We start from the raw sequence: 17,689 nt of genomic DNA on the forward strand, positions 1-17,689 counted from the left end.
GGGACACTCACGCGTCCGACGCGGTCAACCACTCCCTGATCCCCGCCAGCGCGCCCGGGCCGTAGTCGGAGCCGACGCCCTGGACGAGATCGGCGATCGAGACGGCGCGCAACGCCGCTCGCCATGCCGCGTCCGCCCCGGCCATCGCGCGGGCGATCGCGCAGGGCACGGTGCACGACTCGGCCGGGGTGGCCAGCGGACCCCTCTGGCGGATCTCGGTGCACGTGAAGGCCTGGCCGGGACCGTCGACCGCCTCGACCACGTCGAGCACGGTGATCGACGCGGGTTCCCGGGTGAGTACGTAGCCGCCCGCCTTGCCCTGCACCGAACGCACGAGCCCGGCGCGGGACAGGGCTTGCAACTGCTTGGCCAGATAGCTCGCCGAGACGTCGTGCAGCTCCGCCAGCCGGGTCGCGGGGACGGGCTCCTCGACGGAGGTGAGCACGACGCAGCAATGCAGGGCCCACTCGACTCCGCCGGACATCTTCACTCGGTCACTCTAACGACGCACTTGACTCGGACAGCACATGTCCAAGTATAGTCCCGGACAGAAAGTGTCCGAGTTTGACTGCACGGGACCTCCATGAGGTCGTATGCCATATTGCGGACATATCCCCGACGAAGGGCATGTCATGAAGTTCGCGGTCATCGGCGGTACCGGACTCATCGGGTCTCAGGTCGTCGACCAGCTGAACGCCGCCGGCCATGAGGCGGTACCGCACGCGCTGTCCACCGGAGTGGACGTCATCAGCGGCCAGGGACTGGACGAGGCGGTGGCGGGGCCGACGTCGTCGTCAACCTCACCAACTCCCCGACCTTCGACGAAGCCTCCCCCGCCTTCTTCCGGACCTCTATGGACAACCTGCTGGCCGCGGCCGAGAACGGCGGCGTCCGACACTTCGTGATTCTGTCGATCGTCGGCGTGGACCAGGTGCCGGAGCTGGACTACTACCGGGCCAAGCTCCTCCAGGAGGACATCCTCAAGGCCGGACCGGTCCCGTACTCGATCGTCCGCGCCACGCAGTTCATGGAGTTCATCGACGCGGTCCTGTCCTGGACCGCCGACGGCGACACCGTCCGGCTGCCCGCCACCCCGATCCAGCCGATCGCCTCCAAGGACGTGGCCCGCGCGGTGGCGGAAGTCGCCACGGGCACACCGCTGGGCGGCGTTCACAACATCGCCGGCCCCGAGATCTTCCCCCTGGACGAACTCGGCCGGATCACGCTGGCCCACCACTCCGACGGCCGCACCGTCGTCACCGACCCCGCCGCCGGCATGTTCGGCGCCGTCAAGGGTGACGTCCTCACCGACAAGGACGCCCACCTCGCCCCCACCCGCTACGCCGACTGGCTCTCCTGAACACCGTGGCGGCCGTCGGGGCGGCCGCTACGGTGTTCAGCCGGTGCGGACCGCCGTGACCGTGAAGCGTTCGACCTCCGCGATGTGGCCGCCCGTGGACGCGACGACCGTCAGCACCGGGTCGACGGCACCCGTGAAGGAGACGGACGACCTCCACGGCTGGCCCTTGCCGCCCGCCGACATGCAGCACGAGGTGCCCAGCAGATCCCGCGACGACGGCTGGCGCACGTCCACACGGACACTCTCGTCCACGCCGGTGATCCGGCCCCCGACCGTCATCGGGGAACGTGCGACGGAGCCGTAGGCGGGCGCGGTCATCGAGAACGTCGTGTCGTCGGTGCCCACCACCTCCCACGGGGCGTCCGGACCGGTGCCGAAGCGCACCAGGTGGATGACGGCCGCGGTTCCCGTGCTCTCCGCACCGCTCAGGCCGACGCCGATCCGGGCCTCCCTGCCGTCGACGGACCGTGAGGTGACGCGGTCGACGTCCTCGAAGCCCAGGTAGTGCTGGGTGAAGGAGAGGGCGGTCTGCTCCGGGTCAAGGTGCCAGGGCTGGTGGCCGCCGGAGCGGAACTCACGCTCCCAGTCGCGGGCCTGGGCGGGTGTGGCGAAAGGCCACAGCGGCTGGAGGTCCGAGAACCCGGGCAACGGCGCACTGCTCCCCGACGCCGACGCCGACGCGGAGGGCGTGCCCGGCGCTGTGGGGCCGACGGGTCGGGCGCGGGCGCGGACTGCGGCGGCGAGGACGTCGCCGGCCGGGACGACGGTGATTCCGACGCGCTGGCCGACCCGCCGGAGCCGGAGCAGCCGACGAGGGCCAGGACGGTCAGGGCCGTCGCTGCGACGAGACGGAACGGGAGACGGAACGGAAGCGGGAGCCTGGTGTTCATCGATCCCCCAGGAAACGAGTGACGGCCGCGCCTAGTGCGTGCGCCTTATGGTGCCACCCCTGCGAACCGCGTCACAGAGCGCGCGCCCCGGCGCCCGTGGATTCCGGCCCGGTTCTTTCGGGGAACTCGCGCCCGGGAACGGCTGAAACCGCTCGTATTCCGGGATTGCCGAACGATGACGGCAGAGATTTCCACCGATTGATCTTCACCCGTTCGGACATGCTCGCCGGACACCGATTCGACGTGCAGGAATGATGTCGTGGAATACGTTCGCACTCATCGCCGTCGTGCGGCGGATCTCATGTGCAGGGGACGGCGGTCAGGAAAATTCGCCAGTTCAGCGAAGGGACGTCGCTCCGATGCCGAGGATCGAACTGAACACCGGGAAAGACGCCACCGTCGAACTCCACTACGAGGACTTCGGAAACGGGAGACCGGTCGTGCTCGTCCACGGCTGGCCGCTGAGCGGGCGCTCCTGGGAGAAGCAGATCGCACCGCTGGTGGACTCCGGATATCGCGTCATCACCTACGACCGCCGCGGATTCGGGCAGTCGTCGCAGCCGTGGGACGGCTATGAGTACGACACCCTCGCGGACGACCTCGGCGCGCTGCTCGTCCACCTCGACCTCGCCGACGTGACACTGGTCGGCTTCTCCATGGGCGGCGGGGAGGTCGTCCGCTACCTCAGCATCTACGGGAACGGCCGGGTCAGGCAGGCCGTCCTGGCCGCCGCTGTACCGCCGTACCTCTACCGGTCCGCGAACAACCCCGACGGAGGCCTCGACGACGCCACGATCAGCCGCTTCGAGGTGGGTGTCCTCGATGACCGGCCGGCCTTCGTGGAGGGGTTCGTCACCGACTTCTTCCGGGTCGGCGAGCGCACCGATCTGGTGAGTGCGGCGCAGCACGCCTATAACGTCCAAATCGCCACGCTCGCGTCCCCCAAAGGCACGCTCGACTGCATCGCGGCGTTCGCGCGCACCGACTTCCGCGACGAGATCGCCGCGATGAACGTGCCTACCCTGGTCATCCACGGCGACTCGGATGCCATCGTCCCGTTCGAGGTCAGCGGCAGGCGGACGCACGAGAGCCTCGCCGACAGCAGCCTGGTCCTGATCGAGGGCGCGCCCCACGGGCTGAACGTGACGCACGCGGACCGGTTCAACCAGGCGCTCCTGGAATTCCTCGCACGCTGAGCCCTTCGCGGGCGGGGACGCCGCACGGGGAAGCCGAGTGTCGGACCCGCGCGCTACGTTGGCCGCCATGACGGAATTCGTACTCGTGGCGGGCGCGTGGCTGGGATCTTCGGCGTGGGACGAGGTGGTGCCGCGGCTGCGGGCGGCCGGGCACGGCGCCCATGCCGTGACGCTGTCGGGCCTCGCCGAGAGGCGGGGCGAGCCGGTGGGGCGGCAGACCCACGTCCAGGATGTCGTCGACGAGGTCGAGCGGCGTGGCCTGCGGGACGTCGTCCTCGTGGGTCACAGTTACTCGGGCATCCCGGTCGGGCAGGCCGCGGAGCGCATCGGCGACCGGCTGGCCCGGGTCGTCTTCGTCGACTCGGAGGTCCCGACCGACGGCGCGTCCTTCGCGGACGGCTGGTGGCAGGGCCGGGCCGACATGGAAGCCACGCTCGCGGAGAACGACGGCTTCTGGCCACCCCTGACGGCGGCCGACTGCGCCGGGCAGGGTCTCACCGACCAGCAGATCGGCCTCCTCGTGGCGGGCGCGACGCCGCACCCGGGCGCCACGCTGACCGATCCGGCCGCGCTGGCACGCCCGCTCGGCGAGCTCCCGGCGACGTACGTCAAGTGCCTGCTCGACGGCCCGGAGCCGAACGCGACGGTGGCCGGGCTCCTGGCCTCCGAACACTGGAGCCTGGTCGAGATGGACACCGGTCACTGGCCCATGTTCTCCCGGCCGCACGAGCTGGCGGAGATCCTGCACCGGACGGCCGACGGGTCCTGAGCCCGCCGTCCCACGCGGCCCCCGCTAGGGCGAAGGGCCCCGGTTCCTCGCACCGGAGCCCTTCGCCGTGAACCGAAGCGGTGGCTGTCAGGCGGGGCCGCGCCTGCGACCGCCGCCACCCCGTCCGCCTGCCGCAGCGGCCATGGCCAGGCCGCAGATCAGGGCGACCGCACCGACGATGATGTTGCTGACGACACTGCGGGTCGTGTCCATCGCACCGGCGACGACCCAGGGGGCGATGATCGTCCATGCGCCGATGGCACATGCCGCCCATGCCATGGCGTGGGTGCGCTCGTACGCGGAGCTGAAGCCGCCCATGCACAGGGCGAAGGCGATACCGGTGATCAGGTTGGACACGGCCAGGTTGGTCAGTCCGCTGAAGCCGACAATCCATGGTGATGCCGCCAGGAAGACGCCGGTGACAAGGCCCAGCGTCTCCACCGCCTGGGCGCGTGGAGTGCTGGTCGCCCGCTCGAAGCGGGAACGCATCTCGGCCAGGTCCGGGTGTTGCTCTATGTCTGCGTGGGTGGTCATGGTGGACGCCGCCTCCTACCAGCAGCCTTATGTGTCCTTTATATCCATAGAACGCCCATTAAGGCTGTGGGTCAATGGGCAATTTCTGCCGGTACCGGCGGACTTCGGCCGGACACAGGAGTCAGGCGCCCGGACCGGGCGTGACACCGCCCTTGAGCCGTTCGAGGTCGGACGGGCGGACCTGGATGACCAGCAGCGCGATCAGGGCCGCCAGCACCGCGAAGATCGCCGCCATGATGAACGCCGCGGACACACCCGAGGTCAGCACCTGGTCCGCCCAGGGCGACGGCAGTTCACCGGTGCGCTGGAAGGCGAGCCGCTCCGCCGGGGTCGCCTCCGCCATGAACCGCGGGATCAGATCCTTCGCCTCGTTCGTGCTCGCCGTGCCGAAGACCGTGACCAGGATCGACAGACCCAGCGAACCGCCCACCTGCTGAGTGGCGTTCAACAGGCCGGACGCCGCGCCGGACTCGTGCACCGGCACGTTGGAGAGCGCCATCAGCGTCAGCGAGACGAACTGCATGCCCATCCCGAGGCTGAAGACCAGCATCGGCCCCAGGATGCTGCCCGCGTAGGTGGAGTTGATGTCGGTCAGCGTCAGCCACGCCAGTCCCGCGGCGGCCAGTACGGCGCCGGTCACCATGAAGGGTTTCGGACCGTACCTCGGCAGCAGCTGGGAGGCCAGGCCCGCGCCGATGGTGATGACCACGCTGACCGGGAGGAAGGCCAGACCGGCGCGCAGGGGCCCGAAGCCCAGCACGTTCTGGACGAACAGGGTCAGGAAGAAGAACATGCCGAACATGGCGGCGGCGAGCGCCAGCATCATGCCGTACGTGCCCGCCCTGTTGCGGTCGGCGAACATGTGCAGCGGCGTGATCGGCTGTTTCGAGCGCCTTTCGACGGCGATGAACGCGCCGAGCAGCACCAGGGCGGCGCCGAAGGACGCCAGTGTCCAGCTGTCGCGCCAGCCCTCCTGTGCGGCACGGATGAAGCCGTAGACCAGTGCCACCATGCCGAGCGTGGACGTCAGCGCACCGGCGACGTCGAAGTGGCCGGGACGGCGCTCCGACTCCTTGATCCAGCGGGGCGTGGCGATGGCGATGAGCAGACCGATCGGCACGTTGACGAACAGCACCCAGCGCCAGTCGAGCCATTCGACGAGCATGCCGCCGGCGAGCAGGCCGATGGCCCCGCCGCCCGCGGACACGGCCGCGAAGACGCCGAACGCCCGGTTGCGTGCGGGGCCCTCGGTGAACGTGGTGGTGATCAGCGCGAGCGACGTCGGCGAGGCGATCGCGCCGCCGACGCCCTGGAGGGCGCGGGCGGCGAGCAACTGGCCGGAGTTCTGGGCGAGTCCGCCGAGCAGGGACGCCAGCACGAAGAGCAGCACGCCGAAGATGAAGACGCGCCGCCTGCCGAGGATGTCACCGATCCGGCCGCCGAGGAGCAGCAGACCGCCGAAGGTGAGCGTGTAGGCGTTGACCACCCACGACAGGCTGGTGGTGGAGAAGTCCAGGGAGCTCTGGATGTGTGGCAGAGCGATGTTCACGATGGTGATGTCGAGAACCACCATCAGCTGGCAGGAAGCGATGACGAACAGTGCCATTCCGTTTCCGCCACCGCGATCGGATGCGGCGGTCCGGACGGAGGAGGTCGGCTGCGGAGTCGTCATGGCGCATCGTGCCTCGTGAGGGGTCCCCCCGGCGCGGGGGATGAACGGGGCCGTCCACTGTTCGACGTTAAGCCTGTCGGGTGAATACCCACCAGTCGATCAAGGGGCGCCGGACCACCCGCTCAGGGCAGCACCGCCACCCCGTCCACCTCGACCAGGCACTGCTCGTCCCACAGCCGTACGACCCCGATGACGGCCATGGCCGGGTAGTCGCGGCCCGCCAGGCGCCGCCAGACGCGGCCCAGTTCGTGGGCGTGGAGCCGGTAGTCGGCGACGTCGGTCGCATAGACGGTGACCCGGGCGAGGTCGTGCGGGGTGCCTCCGGCGGCGGCGAGCGCGGTGAGGAGGTTGGACAGGGCGGTCTCGAACTGCGCGGGGAGCGTGTCGCCGACGACCTTGCCGTCCGTGTCCAGCGCGGTCTGGCCGGCCAGGAAGACCAGGCGGCTGCCGATGGCGGTGACGGCGTGGGAGAAGCCGGTGGGCGGGGAGAGCTCGGCCGGGTTGTGGCGGGACAGGGTCATGCGCGGGCCTCCTCGGCGTAGAGCTCCTTGGCGATGATGGTGCGCTGCACCTCGGTGGCGCCCTCGTAGATCCGGGGGCGCGGACCTCGCGGTAGAGGTGCTCGAGGAGATGGCCGCGTTGGAGGGCCCGGGCGCCGTGCAGCTGGACGGCGCTGTCGACGACGTACTGGGCGGTCTCCGTCGCGAGCAGTTTGGCCATCGCCGCCCGCTTGGGCACGTCGGCGGCCCCGGCGTCGTACGCCGAGGCGGCGGCGTGGACGAGCAGCCGGGCGGCCTCGGTGCGGGTGGCCATCTCGGCGACGGTGTGGGCGACGGACTGGAGTTCGCTCAGCGGGCCGCCGAACGCGCGGCGGGCGGCGGTGTGGGCGAGGGTCGCGTCGAGGGCAGCCTGTGCCATGCCGACGGCGAACGCGCCGACGCTGGGGCGGAAGAGGTTGAGGGTGCTCATGGCGACGCGGAAGCCGCGGTCCGGCTCGCCGAGCAGGTCGTCGGTGGTGACCGGTACGTCGTCGAAGGTGAGCGCGCCGATGGGGTGCGGTGAGAGCATCTCCAGTGCGCTGCCGTCGAGACCGGGGCGGTCGGCGGGAACGAGGAACGCGGTGACGCCGCGGGCTCCCGCGCCTTCGGTGGTACGGGCGAAGACGGTGTAGAAGTCGGCCTCCGGGGCGTTGGAGATCCACCGCTTCTCGCCGCTCAGCCGCCAGCCGCGGCCGTCGGGCACCGCTTTCAGGGCGAGCGCGGCGGCGTCGGAGCCCGCTTCCGGCTCGCTGAGCGCGAAGGCGGCGACGGCGCGGCCCGCGACCACCTCGGGGAGCCAGCGGCCGCGCTGCTCCTCGTTACCCGCCTGGACGAGCGGCGAGGTGCCGAGTCCCTGGAGGGCGAGGGCGGTCTCCGCCTCCGTGCAGCCGTACGCCAGGGACTCACGCAGCAGGCACAGTTCGAGCGCGCCGGCCGTGAACAGACGTTCCAGCAACCCGAGTTCGCCGAGTGCCTGGATCAAGGGGCGGTTGACGCGGCCAGGTTCACCCTTCTCCGCGAGCGGACGGAGCCGTTCTTCCGTCAGGGTGCGCAGCCGCGCGCACCAGGCGGTCTGTACCGGATCGAGCGAGAATACGGACATTCGTGCTCCCACTGAGAACGGCCTGGACGGTCCGCGGCCGGCCGGGGACGGCCCTGGCGGCGCCTTCGGAAAGCACGGTATCGCGAACTGTTGACTGTCGTCACTGTCACGATACGCTCGTTGGGCGACGCCGACCCGACAGGGGGCGAACCATGGAGCTGACACCCTCGGCCCACCTCGACACCTTCGCGCGCGACCATCTGCCGCCCATCGGCCAGTGGCCGGAACTCCTCTTCGAGCTGCCCGAGCTGCGGTATCCGCAGCACCTCAACTGCGGCGAGGAGTTGCTCGACCGTACGATCGAGCGCTTCGGCGCGGACCGCCCCGTCTTCCGTGCGGGCGCGGGAGAGGTCTGGTCGTACGGGCGACTGCGCGAGCAGGTGGACCGGATCGCGCACGTCCTCACCACGGAACTCGGGGTGGTCCCCGGCAACCGGGTGCTGCTGCGCGGGCCGACGACGCCGCATCTCGCCGCGTGCTGGCTCGCCGTGATGAAGGCGGGCGCCGTGGCGGTGACCGTCCTGGCGCAGCACCGGGCCGTGGAACTGGCCACGGTGTGCGAGATCGCCTCGGTCGGCCACGCCCTCTGCGACGTGCGGACGGTCGACGACCTGGTCAAGGCGGAGGTGCCGGGGCTGCGGATCACCGCCTACGGCGGCGACGCCCCCGACGACCTGCTGCGCCTGGCCGCCGCGGCCGGGCCGAAGCCCTACGAGCCGGTGCCGACTGCGGCCGACGACGTCGCGCTGATCGCCTTCACGTCGGGCACCACAGGCCGCCCCAAAGGGTGCATGCACTTCCACCGGGACGTGCTGGCGATCGCCGACACGTTCTCCGCTCATGTGCTGCAACCGGAGCCCGACGACGTGTTCGCCGGCAGCCCGCCGCTCGGCTTCACCTTCGGGCTCGGCGGGCTCGTCGTCTTCCCCATGCGGGCCGGGGCGTCGGCGCTGCTGCTGGAACAGGCCGGCCCCGGGCAGCTGCTGCCCGCGATCGCGGAGCACCGGGTGTCGGTGCTGTTCACCGCGCCGACCGCGTACCGGGTGATGCTCGACCAGCTCGACTCCCACGACACCCGGTCCCTGCGCCGCTGCGTGTCGGCCGGGGAGAACCTGCCCGCCGCGACCTGGCAGGCATGGCTGGAACGGACCGGGCAGCGGATCATCAACGGCATCGGGGCGACCGAGCTGCTGCACATCTTCATCTCCGCCGCGGACGGGTCGATCAGGCCAGGCACCACCGGTGTCCCCGTGCCCGGGTGGCAGGCGCGTGTGGTGGACGGCGAGGGTCTGCCGGTGCCGGACGGCGAGCCGGGGCTGCTGGCCGTTCGCGGCCCGGTGGGCTGCCGCTATCTGGCCGACCCGCGGCAGACCCAGTACGTGCGGGGCGGCTGGAACCTCACCGGTGACACCTATGTCCGCGAGCCCGACGGCTGGTTCCGCTACGTCGCCCGCGCCGACGACATGATCATCTCGGCCGGGTACAACATCGCCGGGCCCGAGGTGGAGGACGCTCTCCTGCACCATCCCGACGTCGCGGAGGCAGCGGTCGTCGGACGGCCCGACGAACTGAGGGGCCAGATCGCCGTGGCCTATGTCGTACTGCGGGAGGGCGCGACGAGCGACGAGGCGACGGCCGACGCCCTGCGGGACTTCGTCAAGGAGCGGCTGACGCCGTTCAAGTGTCCCCGGGAAGTCGTCTTCCTGGACGCTCTGCCGCGTACACCGACCGGCAAGCTGCAGCGCTACCGGCTGCGAGCTCTAGAGTGATCGCGTGGTCGAGCAGCACACCCCAAGATCCCTGATCGTCACCCTGTACGGCGCGTACGGACGCGAACGGCCGGGTCCGCTCGCCGTGGCCGAGCTGATCCGGCTGCTGGGCGTCCTGGGCGTCGACGCCCCGTCCGTGCGTTCCTCGGTCTCCCGGCTCAAACGGCGCGGGCTGCTCGTGCCGGAACGGACCCAGGAGGGCGCGGCCGGTTACGCGCTGTCCGAGGACGCCCGCCAGCTCCTCGACGACGGGGACCGGCGGATCTACGCGCCCTCCTCCGCCGACCTGTCCGACGGCTGGGTCATCGCTGTGTTCTCGGTGCCCGAGGCCGAGCGGCACAAGCGCCACCTGTTGCGCTCGCGGCTGGTCAGGCTCGGCTTCGGCGCCGCCGCGCCCGGGGTGTGGATCGCGCCCGCCCGGCTCTGCGAGGAGACCCGGCACACGCTGCGGCGGCTGCGGCTCGACACGTACGTCGAGCTGTTCCGCGGTGAGCACCTCGGGTTCGCGGCGACGGCGGAGGCGGTCTCCCGCTGGTGGGACCTGGCGGCGATCGCCAAGCAGCACGAGGACTTCCTCGACCGGCACGAGCCGGTGCTGCGTGCATGGGACGCCCGTGGCGAGACGCCCGCGCAGGACGCGTACCGGGATTATCTGCCGGCGCTGGACTCGTGGCGGCGGCTGCCCTACGCCGACCCCGGCCTGCCGGCCGAGCTGCTGCCCCAGGGCTGGCCGGGCGGGCGGTCCGCCGAGGTCTTCGGTCGGCTGCACGCGCGGCTGCGGGACGCGGGGGCGCCGTTCGTGACCGGGGAGTCACAGCCGTGACCGGGGAGCCGCGGGCCTTGGGCGAGGAGCTCGAACCCGTGTGGATGGTGGCCGCGAACGTCGTGCTGTGGCGCCGCTACGGGGACCTCGGGCAGGAGTTGCGGCCCGGCACCAAGTCGTACCGGGGCGGGGCGAAGGTGTTCGTCGCGTCCGCCTACCCCGGCATGGGGCACGAGCAGCTGACCACCATAGGGCGCGGCCGGCACACCGGCCGCTGGATCACCATCGACACCGCCACCCGCCATCTGCACGGCTTCCGCGCCAAGCTGGTGTACACGCCGGCCGTGCTGCGGCGGTATGCCCAGGTCACCTGGTGGCCGGTGCGGACCGAGGAGGATGCCGTCGCGTACGCTGCGCGGCTCGAGCGGATCGCCGTCGAGCAGCGCGCTTCGTACCACGGCGGCCCGCATCCCGATCCGTGCCTGTGCCACGAGTGCCTCAGCCGAGCGTGAGCCTCGGTTTCGGGGCGTCGGTGCGGCCGGTGGGCGGCTTGCGGCTGCCCGCCCGGTACGGCAGCGGCCAGGGCGCCCCGGCTCCGGTGTAGTTCTGGTCGGCCGCCGCGTGGAGCGTCCAGTTCGGGTCGTAGAGGTGCGGTCTGGCCAGGGCGCAGAGGTCGGCACGGCCGGCCAGCAGGATCGAGTTGACGTCGTCCCATGAGGAGATCGCGCCGACGGCGATCACCGGGATGTGTGCCTCGTTGCGGATCCGGTCGGCGTACGGGGTCTGGTAGGAACGGCCGTATTCGGGGCGTTCGTCGGCGACGACCTGGCCGGTGGAGACGTCGATGGCGTCGGCGCCGTGGGCGGCGAAGGCGCGGGCGACCACGACGGCGTCCTCCGCGGTGGTCCCGCCGTCGGCCCAGTCGGTGGCCGAGATCCGGACCGTCATGGGCCGGTCCTCCGGCCACTGCTCGCGCACGGCGTCGAACACCTCGAGCGGGAAACGGAGCCGGTTCTCGGGCGAACCCCCGTACGCGTCGTGACGCCGGTTGGTCAGCGGCGAGAGGAAACCGGAGAGCAGATAGCCGTGGGCGCAGTGGAGTTCGAGGAGGTCGAAGCCGCTGCGGGCGGCGCGGCGGGCGGCCGCGGCGAACTGCTGCCTGATCTCGGCGAGTCCCGTGCGGTCGAGGGCGTGCGGTACCTGGTTGACCCCCGGCCGGTACGGGAGGGGGGAGGCGGCGGACACCGGCCAGTTGCCGGTGTCGAGCGGCTGGTCGATGCCTTCCCACATGACCCGGGTGGAGCCCTTGCGGCCGGAGTGGCCGAGCTGGACGCCGATCGCGGTGCCGGGCGCGTGGTGGTGGACGAAGTCGGTGACGCGGCGCCAGGCGGCGGCCTGCTCGGTCGTGTAGAGGCCGGTGCAGCCGGGGGTGATACGGCCTTCGGGGCTGACGCACACCATCTCGGTCATGAGCAGGCCCGCCCCACCGAGGGCGCGGGCACCGAGGTGGACGAGGTGGAAGTCGCCGGGCATGCCGTCCTCGCCGACGTACATGTCCATCGGTGAGACCACGACACGGTTGCGCAGGGTCAGCCCACGCAGCCGGAACGGGGTGAACATCGGCGGCGTGCCCGGCGGGCAGCCGAAGTCCCGCTCGACGGCGTCGGTGAACGCGGCGTCACGCAGCCGCAGGTTGTCGTGGGTGACGCGGCGGCTGCGGGTGAGGAGGTTGAAGGCGAACTGTTGCGGCGGCTGGTCGGTGTGGAGGGCCAGTTCCTCGAACCAGCGCAGGCTGGCGGCGGCGGCGCGCTGGGTGGACTCGACGACCGGCCGGCGTTCGCTCTCGTAGGTGGCGATGGCCGTGGCGAGGTCGGGCTGCTCCTCGACGCAGGCGGCGAGGGCGAGGGCGTCCTCGACGGCGAGCTTGGTACCGGAGCCGATGGAGAAGTGGGCGGTGTGCGCGGCATCGCCGAGGAGGACGACGTTGCCGTGCGACCAGCGCTCGTTGACGACGGTGCGGAAGGCGGTCCAGGCGGAGGAGTTGCCGCGCAGCGGCCGGCCGCCCAGCACCTCGGCGAAGACCTTGGCGCAGCGTTCGGTCGACTGCTGCTCGTCGCAGGTGTCGAAGCCGGCGGCACGCCAGACCTCCTCGCGCATCTCGACGATGACGGTGGACGCGTCGGCCGCGAAGGGGTAGCCGTGCAGTTGCATCACGCCGTGCTCGGTCTCGGCGATCTCGAACCGGAACGAGTCGAAGGCGAAGTCGGCGGCGAGCCAGATGTAGCGGCAGCGGTGGGTGGTGACGCGTGGAGCGAAGACGTCGGCGTGCGCCTCGCGGGTGGCGCTGTGGACGCCGTCCGCTGCGATGACGAGGTCGTGCTCGGCGGCGAGTTCGGCGGCGGGCGGTGCCGGGGTACGGAAGCGCAGGCGTACGCCGAGGGACTCGCAGCGTTCGTGGAGGATCTCCAGGAGCCTACGGCGTCCGAGGGCGGCGAAGCCGTGTCCGCCGGAGGTGAGGGTCTGTCCGCCGTGGCCGATGTCGATGTCGTCCCAGCGTACGAACTCGCGCTGGAGACAGCGGTGGACGGTGGGGTCGGCGTGCTCGATCCCACCGAGGGTCTCGTCGGACAGCACGACGCCGAAGCCGAACGTGTCGTCGGGTGCGTTGCGTTCCCAGACGGTGATCTCGCGGGCGGGGTCGAGCCGCTTGAGCAGCACGGCCGCGTACAGCCCGCCAGGTCCGCCGCCGATGACGGCGATCCGAAGAGGCCTCGCCTTCCGCGCCGGCCGGGCCTCGGTGTCCGGAGCCGCGGACCGCTCGGGGCCTGCCGCGTGGGGTGGGGCCGCGGGCCCGGCCGGGGGCGGTGTCACGGAGGCCATGTCAGCGGCCCTGCCACTTGGGCGGCCGCTTCTCGGTGAAGGCCGCGTGGAACTCGGCGTAGTCGTCGCCGTTCATCAGCAGTGCCTGCGTCGCCGCGTCCAGCTCGACCGACGCCGCGAGCGGCATGTCGAGCTCGGCCGTCAGGAGCGCCTTCGTCTGGGCGTACGCCAGTGCCGGGCCGTCCGCGAGGTGGCGGGCGAGCTCGGCCGCCCGGGCGTCCGCCTGCCCTTCGTCGGTCAGTTCACTGATCAGGCCGATGCGTTCCGCCTCCGGCGCGCGCACCGGTTCGCCCAGCATGAGCAGACGGGTCGCGTGGCCGAGGCCGACGACACGGGGCAGCAGATAGGCCGCGCCCATGTCACCGCCGGAGAGCCCCACCTTGGTGAAGAGGAAGGCGAAGCGCGCGGACGGGTCCGCGACCCGGAAGTCCGCGGCCAGCGCCAGCACCGCGCCCGCGCCCGCCGCCACGCCGTGCACGGCGGCGATCACGGGGAAGGGGCACTCCCGGACCGCCCGTACGACCTGGCCCGTCATCCGGTTGAAGTCGAGGAGCTGGGCGGTGTCCATGGACAGGGTCGCGCCGATGATCTCGTCGACGTCACCGCCGGAGCAGAATCCGCGTCCTTCACCGCCGAGCACGAGGGCACGCACCGAACGCTCCCGTGACAGTTCGGCGAGCAGGTCACGCAGGTCGGCGTAGGCGCCGAAGGTGAGGGCGTTGAGTTTCTCCGGGCGGGCGAGGGTGACGGTCGCGACGCCGTCCTTCCTCGTCAGCCGCAGATGACGCCACTCCTGCGTACGTGGCACGGAACCGGTAAAGGGGCTCATGGAGTGGGGCCTCCCTCGGCACGGGCGGTCTGCTGCGTTGCCTCTGACTCGAAGCTATCACTCATTCGTGACTTCCGTCATGAGTGCGCGATACGAGTGTTGCGACTCCGCGAACGTCCCGTACCGGTTGTGGCACAGGTGCCGGCCCCGCCGGGTACGCGGCCCCGTTCCGGCGTCCCGTACTTCGTAGGGTCGTGCTCAGCAACTGCCACCGAACGGAAAGCCCGCCTTGTCCCCAGCCACCGACTCCGCCTCATGGCGCGTCCCGCTGCCGCACACCACGGCGGCCGTGCCCATCGCCCGCGCGCTGGTGCGCGCGGCGCTGGCGGGCGGCGACCACCCGCGCCCCCGGACCGCGACACCGCCGAACTGCTCACGGCCGAGCTGGTCGCGAACGCCGTGGAGCACACCCCCGGCGGATCACCCATAGAGCTCGTGGTGGAACTGCTGCCGACGGGCTGCCAGGTCGAGGTCCACGACCATGACCCCACGCCGCCCCACGGACTGTCCCCGTCCGCCCCGCTGCCGCAGCCCGACCCTGGCAGGAGCACGGCCGCGGCCTGCTCCTGATCCGGGCGCTGAGCACCGCGTGCGGTCATCGGCCCACGGCACGCGGCAAGGCGGTCTGGTTCACCCTCCAGGACCGGCCTGATCCCGGCCTGGATCGGGGCGCTACGCGTCGACGAGCGGCGTCGTTTCGGTCCCGGCCTGCGGCGGGCCGGCCGCGAGACGGGAGTTCCGGCGGCCGTAGAGCGTGTGGACGACGGCTCCGGCCAGCAGGAACACCGCGAAGGCGGTGCGCTCGCCGAGGGTGGCGTAGGCGAACGAGTAGGAACTGCCAGACACCGGTATCGCGCTGCCCGGCTCCGCGAAGGAGAAGGCGGTGGTCGTTCGGTGGTTCGAGTGGTTCGGTCGTGCGGAGACGCACGAGTGGGGTCCGGGCGTGCGAGCCCGGACCCCACTGATGGCGGACATACCAGCCCGCAGTGTGCATGATCACCCAATTCGGCACATGGCTATACGGATGCCGTACTCCCGCCCGCCGTGACACCCGTCAACGTGGCCACCATGACGGCCTTGATGGTGTGCATACGGTTCTCCGCCTCGTCGAATACCACCGAGTGCTCCGACTCGAAGACCTCGTCGCTGACCTCCAGCTCCGCCAGTCCGTGCCGCTCGTGGATCTCCCGGGCGACCTGCGTGCCCAGGTCGTGGAAGGCGGGCAGGCAGTGGAGGAACTTCACCTCCGGATTGCCGGTGGCGCGCAGCACGTCCATGGTCACGGCGTAGGGAGCCAGCGCCTTGATCCGCTCGTCCCAGACCTCCTTGGGCTCTCCCATCGACACCCAGACGTCGGTGGCGACGAAGTCGGCGCCCCGCACGCCCTCCGCGACGTCCTCGGTGAGCGTGATCCTGGCGCCGCTCACGGCCGCGGCCCGGCGCGCCTGCGCGACGACCTCCTCGGCGGGCCAGTACGCCTTCGGCGCGACGATCCGGACGTCCATGCCCAGCAGGGCGCCGGTGACCAGGTAGGAGTTGCCCATGTTGAAGCGGGCGTCGCCGAGGTAGGCGAAGGAGAGCGCCTCCAGAGGCTTGTCGCTGTGCTCCTTCATGGTGAGGACGTCGGCAAGCATCTGGGTGGGGTGCCAGTCGTCGGTGAGTCCGTTGTAGACGGGCACGCCCGCGTGGGCGGCGAGCTCCTCCACGACGTGCTGACCGTCGCCGCGGAACTCGATGGCGTCGAACATCCGGCCGAGCACCCGGGCGGTGTCCTTGGCGGACTCCTTGCTGCCGATGTGGGAGCCCGACGGGTCCAGGTAGGTCGTCGAGGCGCCCTGGTCGGCGGCCGCCACCTCGAAGGAGCAGCGGGTGCGGGTCGACGACTTCTCGAAGATCAGCACGATGTTGCGGCCGCGCAGCCGCTGCACCTCGGTGCCCGCGCGCTTGGCCGCCTTGAGCTCGGCGGCCAGGTCGATCAGACCGCGGAACTCCTCGGCGGTGAAATCGAGCTCCTTGAGGAAGTGGCGGCCTTCGAGATGTATCGCCATGGTGGCTGCTCCTGCGTGGCGGATGCGGTGACAGTGGAACTCTATACGATCCCCTGCATTGCTATACAGCATCCCGCTCGACGGGGCAGCTCATGCACCGTGGACCGCCACGGCCCCTGCCCAGTTCGCTGCCGGGGATCTCGATGACCTCGATGCCCTGCTTGCGCAGATGGGTGTTGGTGGTGACATTGCGCTCGTAGGCCACGACGACGCCCGGTTCCACGGCCAGGACGTTGCAGCCGTCGTCCCACTGCTCACGCTCGGCCGCGTGCACGTCCTGCGTGGCGGTGAGCACCCGGACGTCCTTCAGGCCGATCGCGGCCGCTATCGCGTCGTGCATCCGCTCCGGCGGATGGTCGCTGACCCTGAGCCCCCCGCCCTCGGCCGGTTCGATGGTGTACGAGCGGAGCATGCCGAGGCCCGCGTACTTGGTGAAGGTGTCGCCGTCGACCATCGTCATGACCGTGTCCAGGTGCATGAAGGCCCGCCGCTTCGGCATGTCGAGGGCGACGATGGTGCGGGCGGAACCGGCCGCGAACAGTCCGCGGGCCAGCATCTCCACGGCCTGCGGTGTCGTGCGCTCGCTCATCCCGATCAGCACCGCGCCGTTGCCGAGCACCAGGACGTCGCCGCCCTCGATGGTGGACGGGTAGTCGTCCTGCCCTCCGACCAGTGGTGGAACGGGCCCGCCTCGGGCCCGACGAAAAGCGGATGGTGCTTGTAGATCGCCTCGAAGTGCACCGTCTCCCGCCGGCGGGCCGGCCAGCGCATCGCGTTGATGGCGACCCCGTCGTAGATCCAGGCCGAGGTGTCACGGGTGAACAGGTGGTTCGGTAGCGGATGGAGCAGGAAGTCGTCCAGATCCATCACATGGAAACGTACCGACGTCGGCTCCGAATGGCCCGCGAGGAACTCCCGTTTGGTCATCCCGCCGACCAGGGCCTCCACCAGTGCCGCGGTGGGCAGTTCGTCGAAGGCCGCCCGCAGGTGGTCGGTGGCGAGCGGGCCGTACTCCTTCTCGTCGAAGACCCGGTCCAGCACGAGCTTCCTGGCCTCGGAGAGCTCCAGCGACTCGCGCAGCAGATCACCGAAGAGATGGACCTCCACCCCCCGGTCGCGCAGCACGTCCGCGAACCCGTCGTGCTCCTGCCGGGCGCGGCGCACCCAGAGCACGTCGTCGAAGAGCAGTGCGTCCTTGTTGCTCGGCGTGAGCCGCTTCAGCTCCAGATCGGGCCGGTGCAGCACGACCCGGCGGAGCCGCCCGGCCTCGGAGTCGACATGGAATCCCATGCCCCCATCCTGGCCGTGCGGGCCGCCGGACACACGCCGTACGGGGAT

Annotated in this window: 14 protein-coding genes and 4 pseudogenes; 7 read left to right on the forward strand and 11 right to left on the reverse strand. The window is 71.0% G+C overall.

The window, feature by feature from the left end; genetic code table 11:
* Positions 1–7: 7 nt before the first annotated feature.
* Positions 8–484, reverse strand: coding sequence for an Rrf2 family transcriptional regulator (locus GLX30_RS08485; RefSeq protein ID WP_159694932.1), 477 nt, complete (start codon positions 482–484; stop codon positions 8–10).
* Between the two features lie 148 nt (positions 485–632).
* Between GLX30_RS08485 and GLX30_RS08490 the strand changes: the two are divergent.
* A pseudogene (locus GLX30_RS08490) lies at positions 633–1,360 on the forward strand (SDR family oxidoreductase).
* A 36-nt stretch (positions 1,361–1,396) separates the two neighbouring features.
* Here GLX30_RS08490 and GLX30_RS08495 read toward each other — a convergent pair.
* On the reverse strand, positions 1,397–2,008 hold the full coding sequence (locus GLX30_RS08495) for a hypothetical protein (RefSeq protein WP_244258070.1): 612 nt from the start codon (positions 2,006–2,008) through the stop codon (positions 1,397–1,399).
* Between the two features lie 601 nt (positions 2,009–2,609).
* Between GLX30_RS08495 and GLX30_RS08500 the strand changes: the two genes are divergently transcribed.
* Positions 2,610–3,446: an alpha/beta hydrolase gene (locus GLX30_RS08500; RefSeq protein WP_159685515.1), complete on the forward strand. Its 837-nt coding sequence runs from the start codon at positions 2,610–2,612 to the stop codon at positions 3,444–3,446.
* A 67-nt stretch (positions 3,447–3,513) separates the two neighbouring features.
* Positions 3,514–4,215 carry an alpha/beta hydrolase gene (locus GLX30_RS08505; RefSeq protein ID WP_159685517.1) on the forward strand — a complete coding sequence of 234 codons (702 nt, stop codon included), beginning with the start codon at positions 3,514–3,516 and terminating at the stop codon, positions 4,213–4,215.
* Between the two features lie 87 nt (positions 4,216–4,302).
* Here GLX30_RS08505 and GLX30_RS08510 read toward each other — a convergent pair whose 3' ends face one another.
* From GLX30_RS08510 to GLX30_RS08525, 4 genes and pseudogenes are all read right to left on the reverse strand, one after another.
* Positions 4,303–4,749, reverse strand: coding sequence for an SPW repeat protein (locus tag GLX30_RS08510; RefSeq protein ID WP_159685519.1), 447 nt, complete (start codon positions 4,747–4,749; stop codon positions 4,303–4,305).
* A 121-nt stretch (positions 4,750–4,870) separates the two neighbouring features.
* Positions 4,871–6,355, reverse strand: coding sequence for an MFS transporter (locus GLX30_RS08515; protein ID WP_159685521.1), 1,485 nt, complete (start codon positions 6,353–6,355; stop codon positions 4,871–4,873).
* A gap of 188 nt (positions 6,356–6,543) precedes the next feature.
* Positions 6,544–6,942 (reverse strand): RidA family protein, encoded by a 399-nt coding sequence (locus tag GLX30_RS08520; protein ID WP_159685524.1) that lies wholly within the window; start codon positions 6,940–6,942, stop codon positions 6,544–6,546.
* Positions 6,939–8,062 (reverse strand): annotated as a pseudogene (locus GLX30_RS08525) (acyl-CoA dehydrogenase family protein). Before GLX30_RS08525 ends, GLX30_RS08520 begins: the two are co-directional and overlap by 4 nt.
* 152 nt (positions 8,063–8,214) lie before the next feature.
* Here GLX30_RS08525 and GLX30_RS08530 point away from each other — a divergent pair.
* The 3 genes from GLX30_RS08530 to GLX30_RS08540 are packed head-to-tail and all read left to right on the forward strand — an operon-like array spanning position 8,215 to position 11,106.
* Positions 8,215–9,831 (forward strand): AMP-binding protein, encoded by a 1,617-nt coding sequence (locus GLX30_RS08530; protein ID WP_159685527.1) that lies wholly within the window; start codon positions 8,215–8,217, stop codon positions 9,829–9,831.
* Positions 9,832–9,835: 4 nt separating this feature from the next.
* On the forward strand, positions 9,836–10,654 hold the full coding sequence (locus GLX30_RS08535) for a PaaX family transcriptional regulator C-terminal domain-containing protein (RefSeq protein ID WP_159685529.1): 819 nt from the start codon (positions 9,836–9,838) through the stop codon (positions 10,652–10,654).
* 44 nt (positions 10,655–10,698) lie between these two features.
* On the forward strand, positions 10,699–11,106 hold the full coding sequence (locus GLX30_RS08540) for a hypothetical protein (RefSeq protein WP_244258432.1): 408 nt from the start codon (positions 10,699–10,701) through the stop codon (positions 11,104–11,106).
* On the opposite strand, the gene GLX30_RS08545 is transcribed toward GLX30_RS08540, so the two are convergent.
* Both GLX30_RS08545 and GLX30_RS08550 read right to left on the reverse strand, forming a co-directional pair.
* Positions 11,093–13,354 (reverse strand): bifunctional salicylyl-CoA 5-hydroxylase/oxidoreductase, encoded by a 2,262-nt coding sequence (locus tag GLX30_RS08545; protein WP_159694933.1) that lies wholly within the window; start codon positions 13,352–13,354, stop codon positions 11,093–11,095. The two genes, GLX30_RS08540 and GLX30_RS08545, sit on opposite strands and share 14 nt — an antisense overlap.
* Positions 13,355–13,475: 121 nt before the next feature.
* The gene (locus GLX30_RS08550; RefSeq protein WP_159685532.1) at positions 13,476–14,303 is read right to left on the reverse strand and encodes an enoyl-CoA hydratase family protein; all 828 of its coding nucleotides are present in this window, start codon (positions 14,301–14,303) and stop codon (positions 13,476–13,478) included.
* A 229-nt stretch (positions 14,304–14,532) separates the two neighbouring features.
* On the opposite strand from GLX30_RS08550, the pseudogene GLX30_RS08555 reads away from it, so the two are divergent.
* Positions 14,533–14,941: pseudogene (locus GLX30_RS08555) on the forward strand (ATP-binding protein); the annotation flags it as partial.
* A gap of 34 nt (positions 14,942–14,975) precedes the next feature.
* Here the strand turns inward: GLX30_RS08555 and GLX30_RS34290 are convergent.
* The 3 genes and pseudogenes from GLX30_RS34290 to GLX30_RS08570 form a co-directional block, all read right to left on the reverse strand.
* On the reverse strand, positions 14,976–15,149 hold the full coding sequence (locus GLX30_RS34290; protein ID WP_167306770.1) for a hypothetical protein: 174 nt from the start codon (positions 15,147–15,149) through the stop codon (positions 14,976–14,978).
* Positions 15,150–15,319: 170 nt separating this feature from the next.
* Positions 15,320–16,351, reverse strand: coding sequence for an ornithine carbamoyltransferase (gene argF, locus GLX30_RS08565; protein WP_159685537.1), 1,032 nt, complete (start codon positions 16,349–16,351; stop codon positions 15,320–15,322).
* A gap of 61 nt (positions 16,352–16,412) precedes the next feature.
* Positions 16,413–17,641, reverse strand: a pseudogene (locus GLX30_RS08570) (arginine deiminase).
* Positions 17,642–17,689: the final 48 nt, after the last annotated feature.

The sequence above is a fragment of the Streptomyces sp. Tu 2975 genome, assembly GCF_009832925.1.
Taxonomy (GTDB): domain Bacteria; phylum Actinomycetota; class Actinomycetes; order Streptomycetales; family Streptomycetaceae; genus Streptomyces.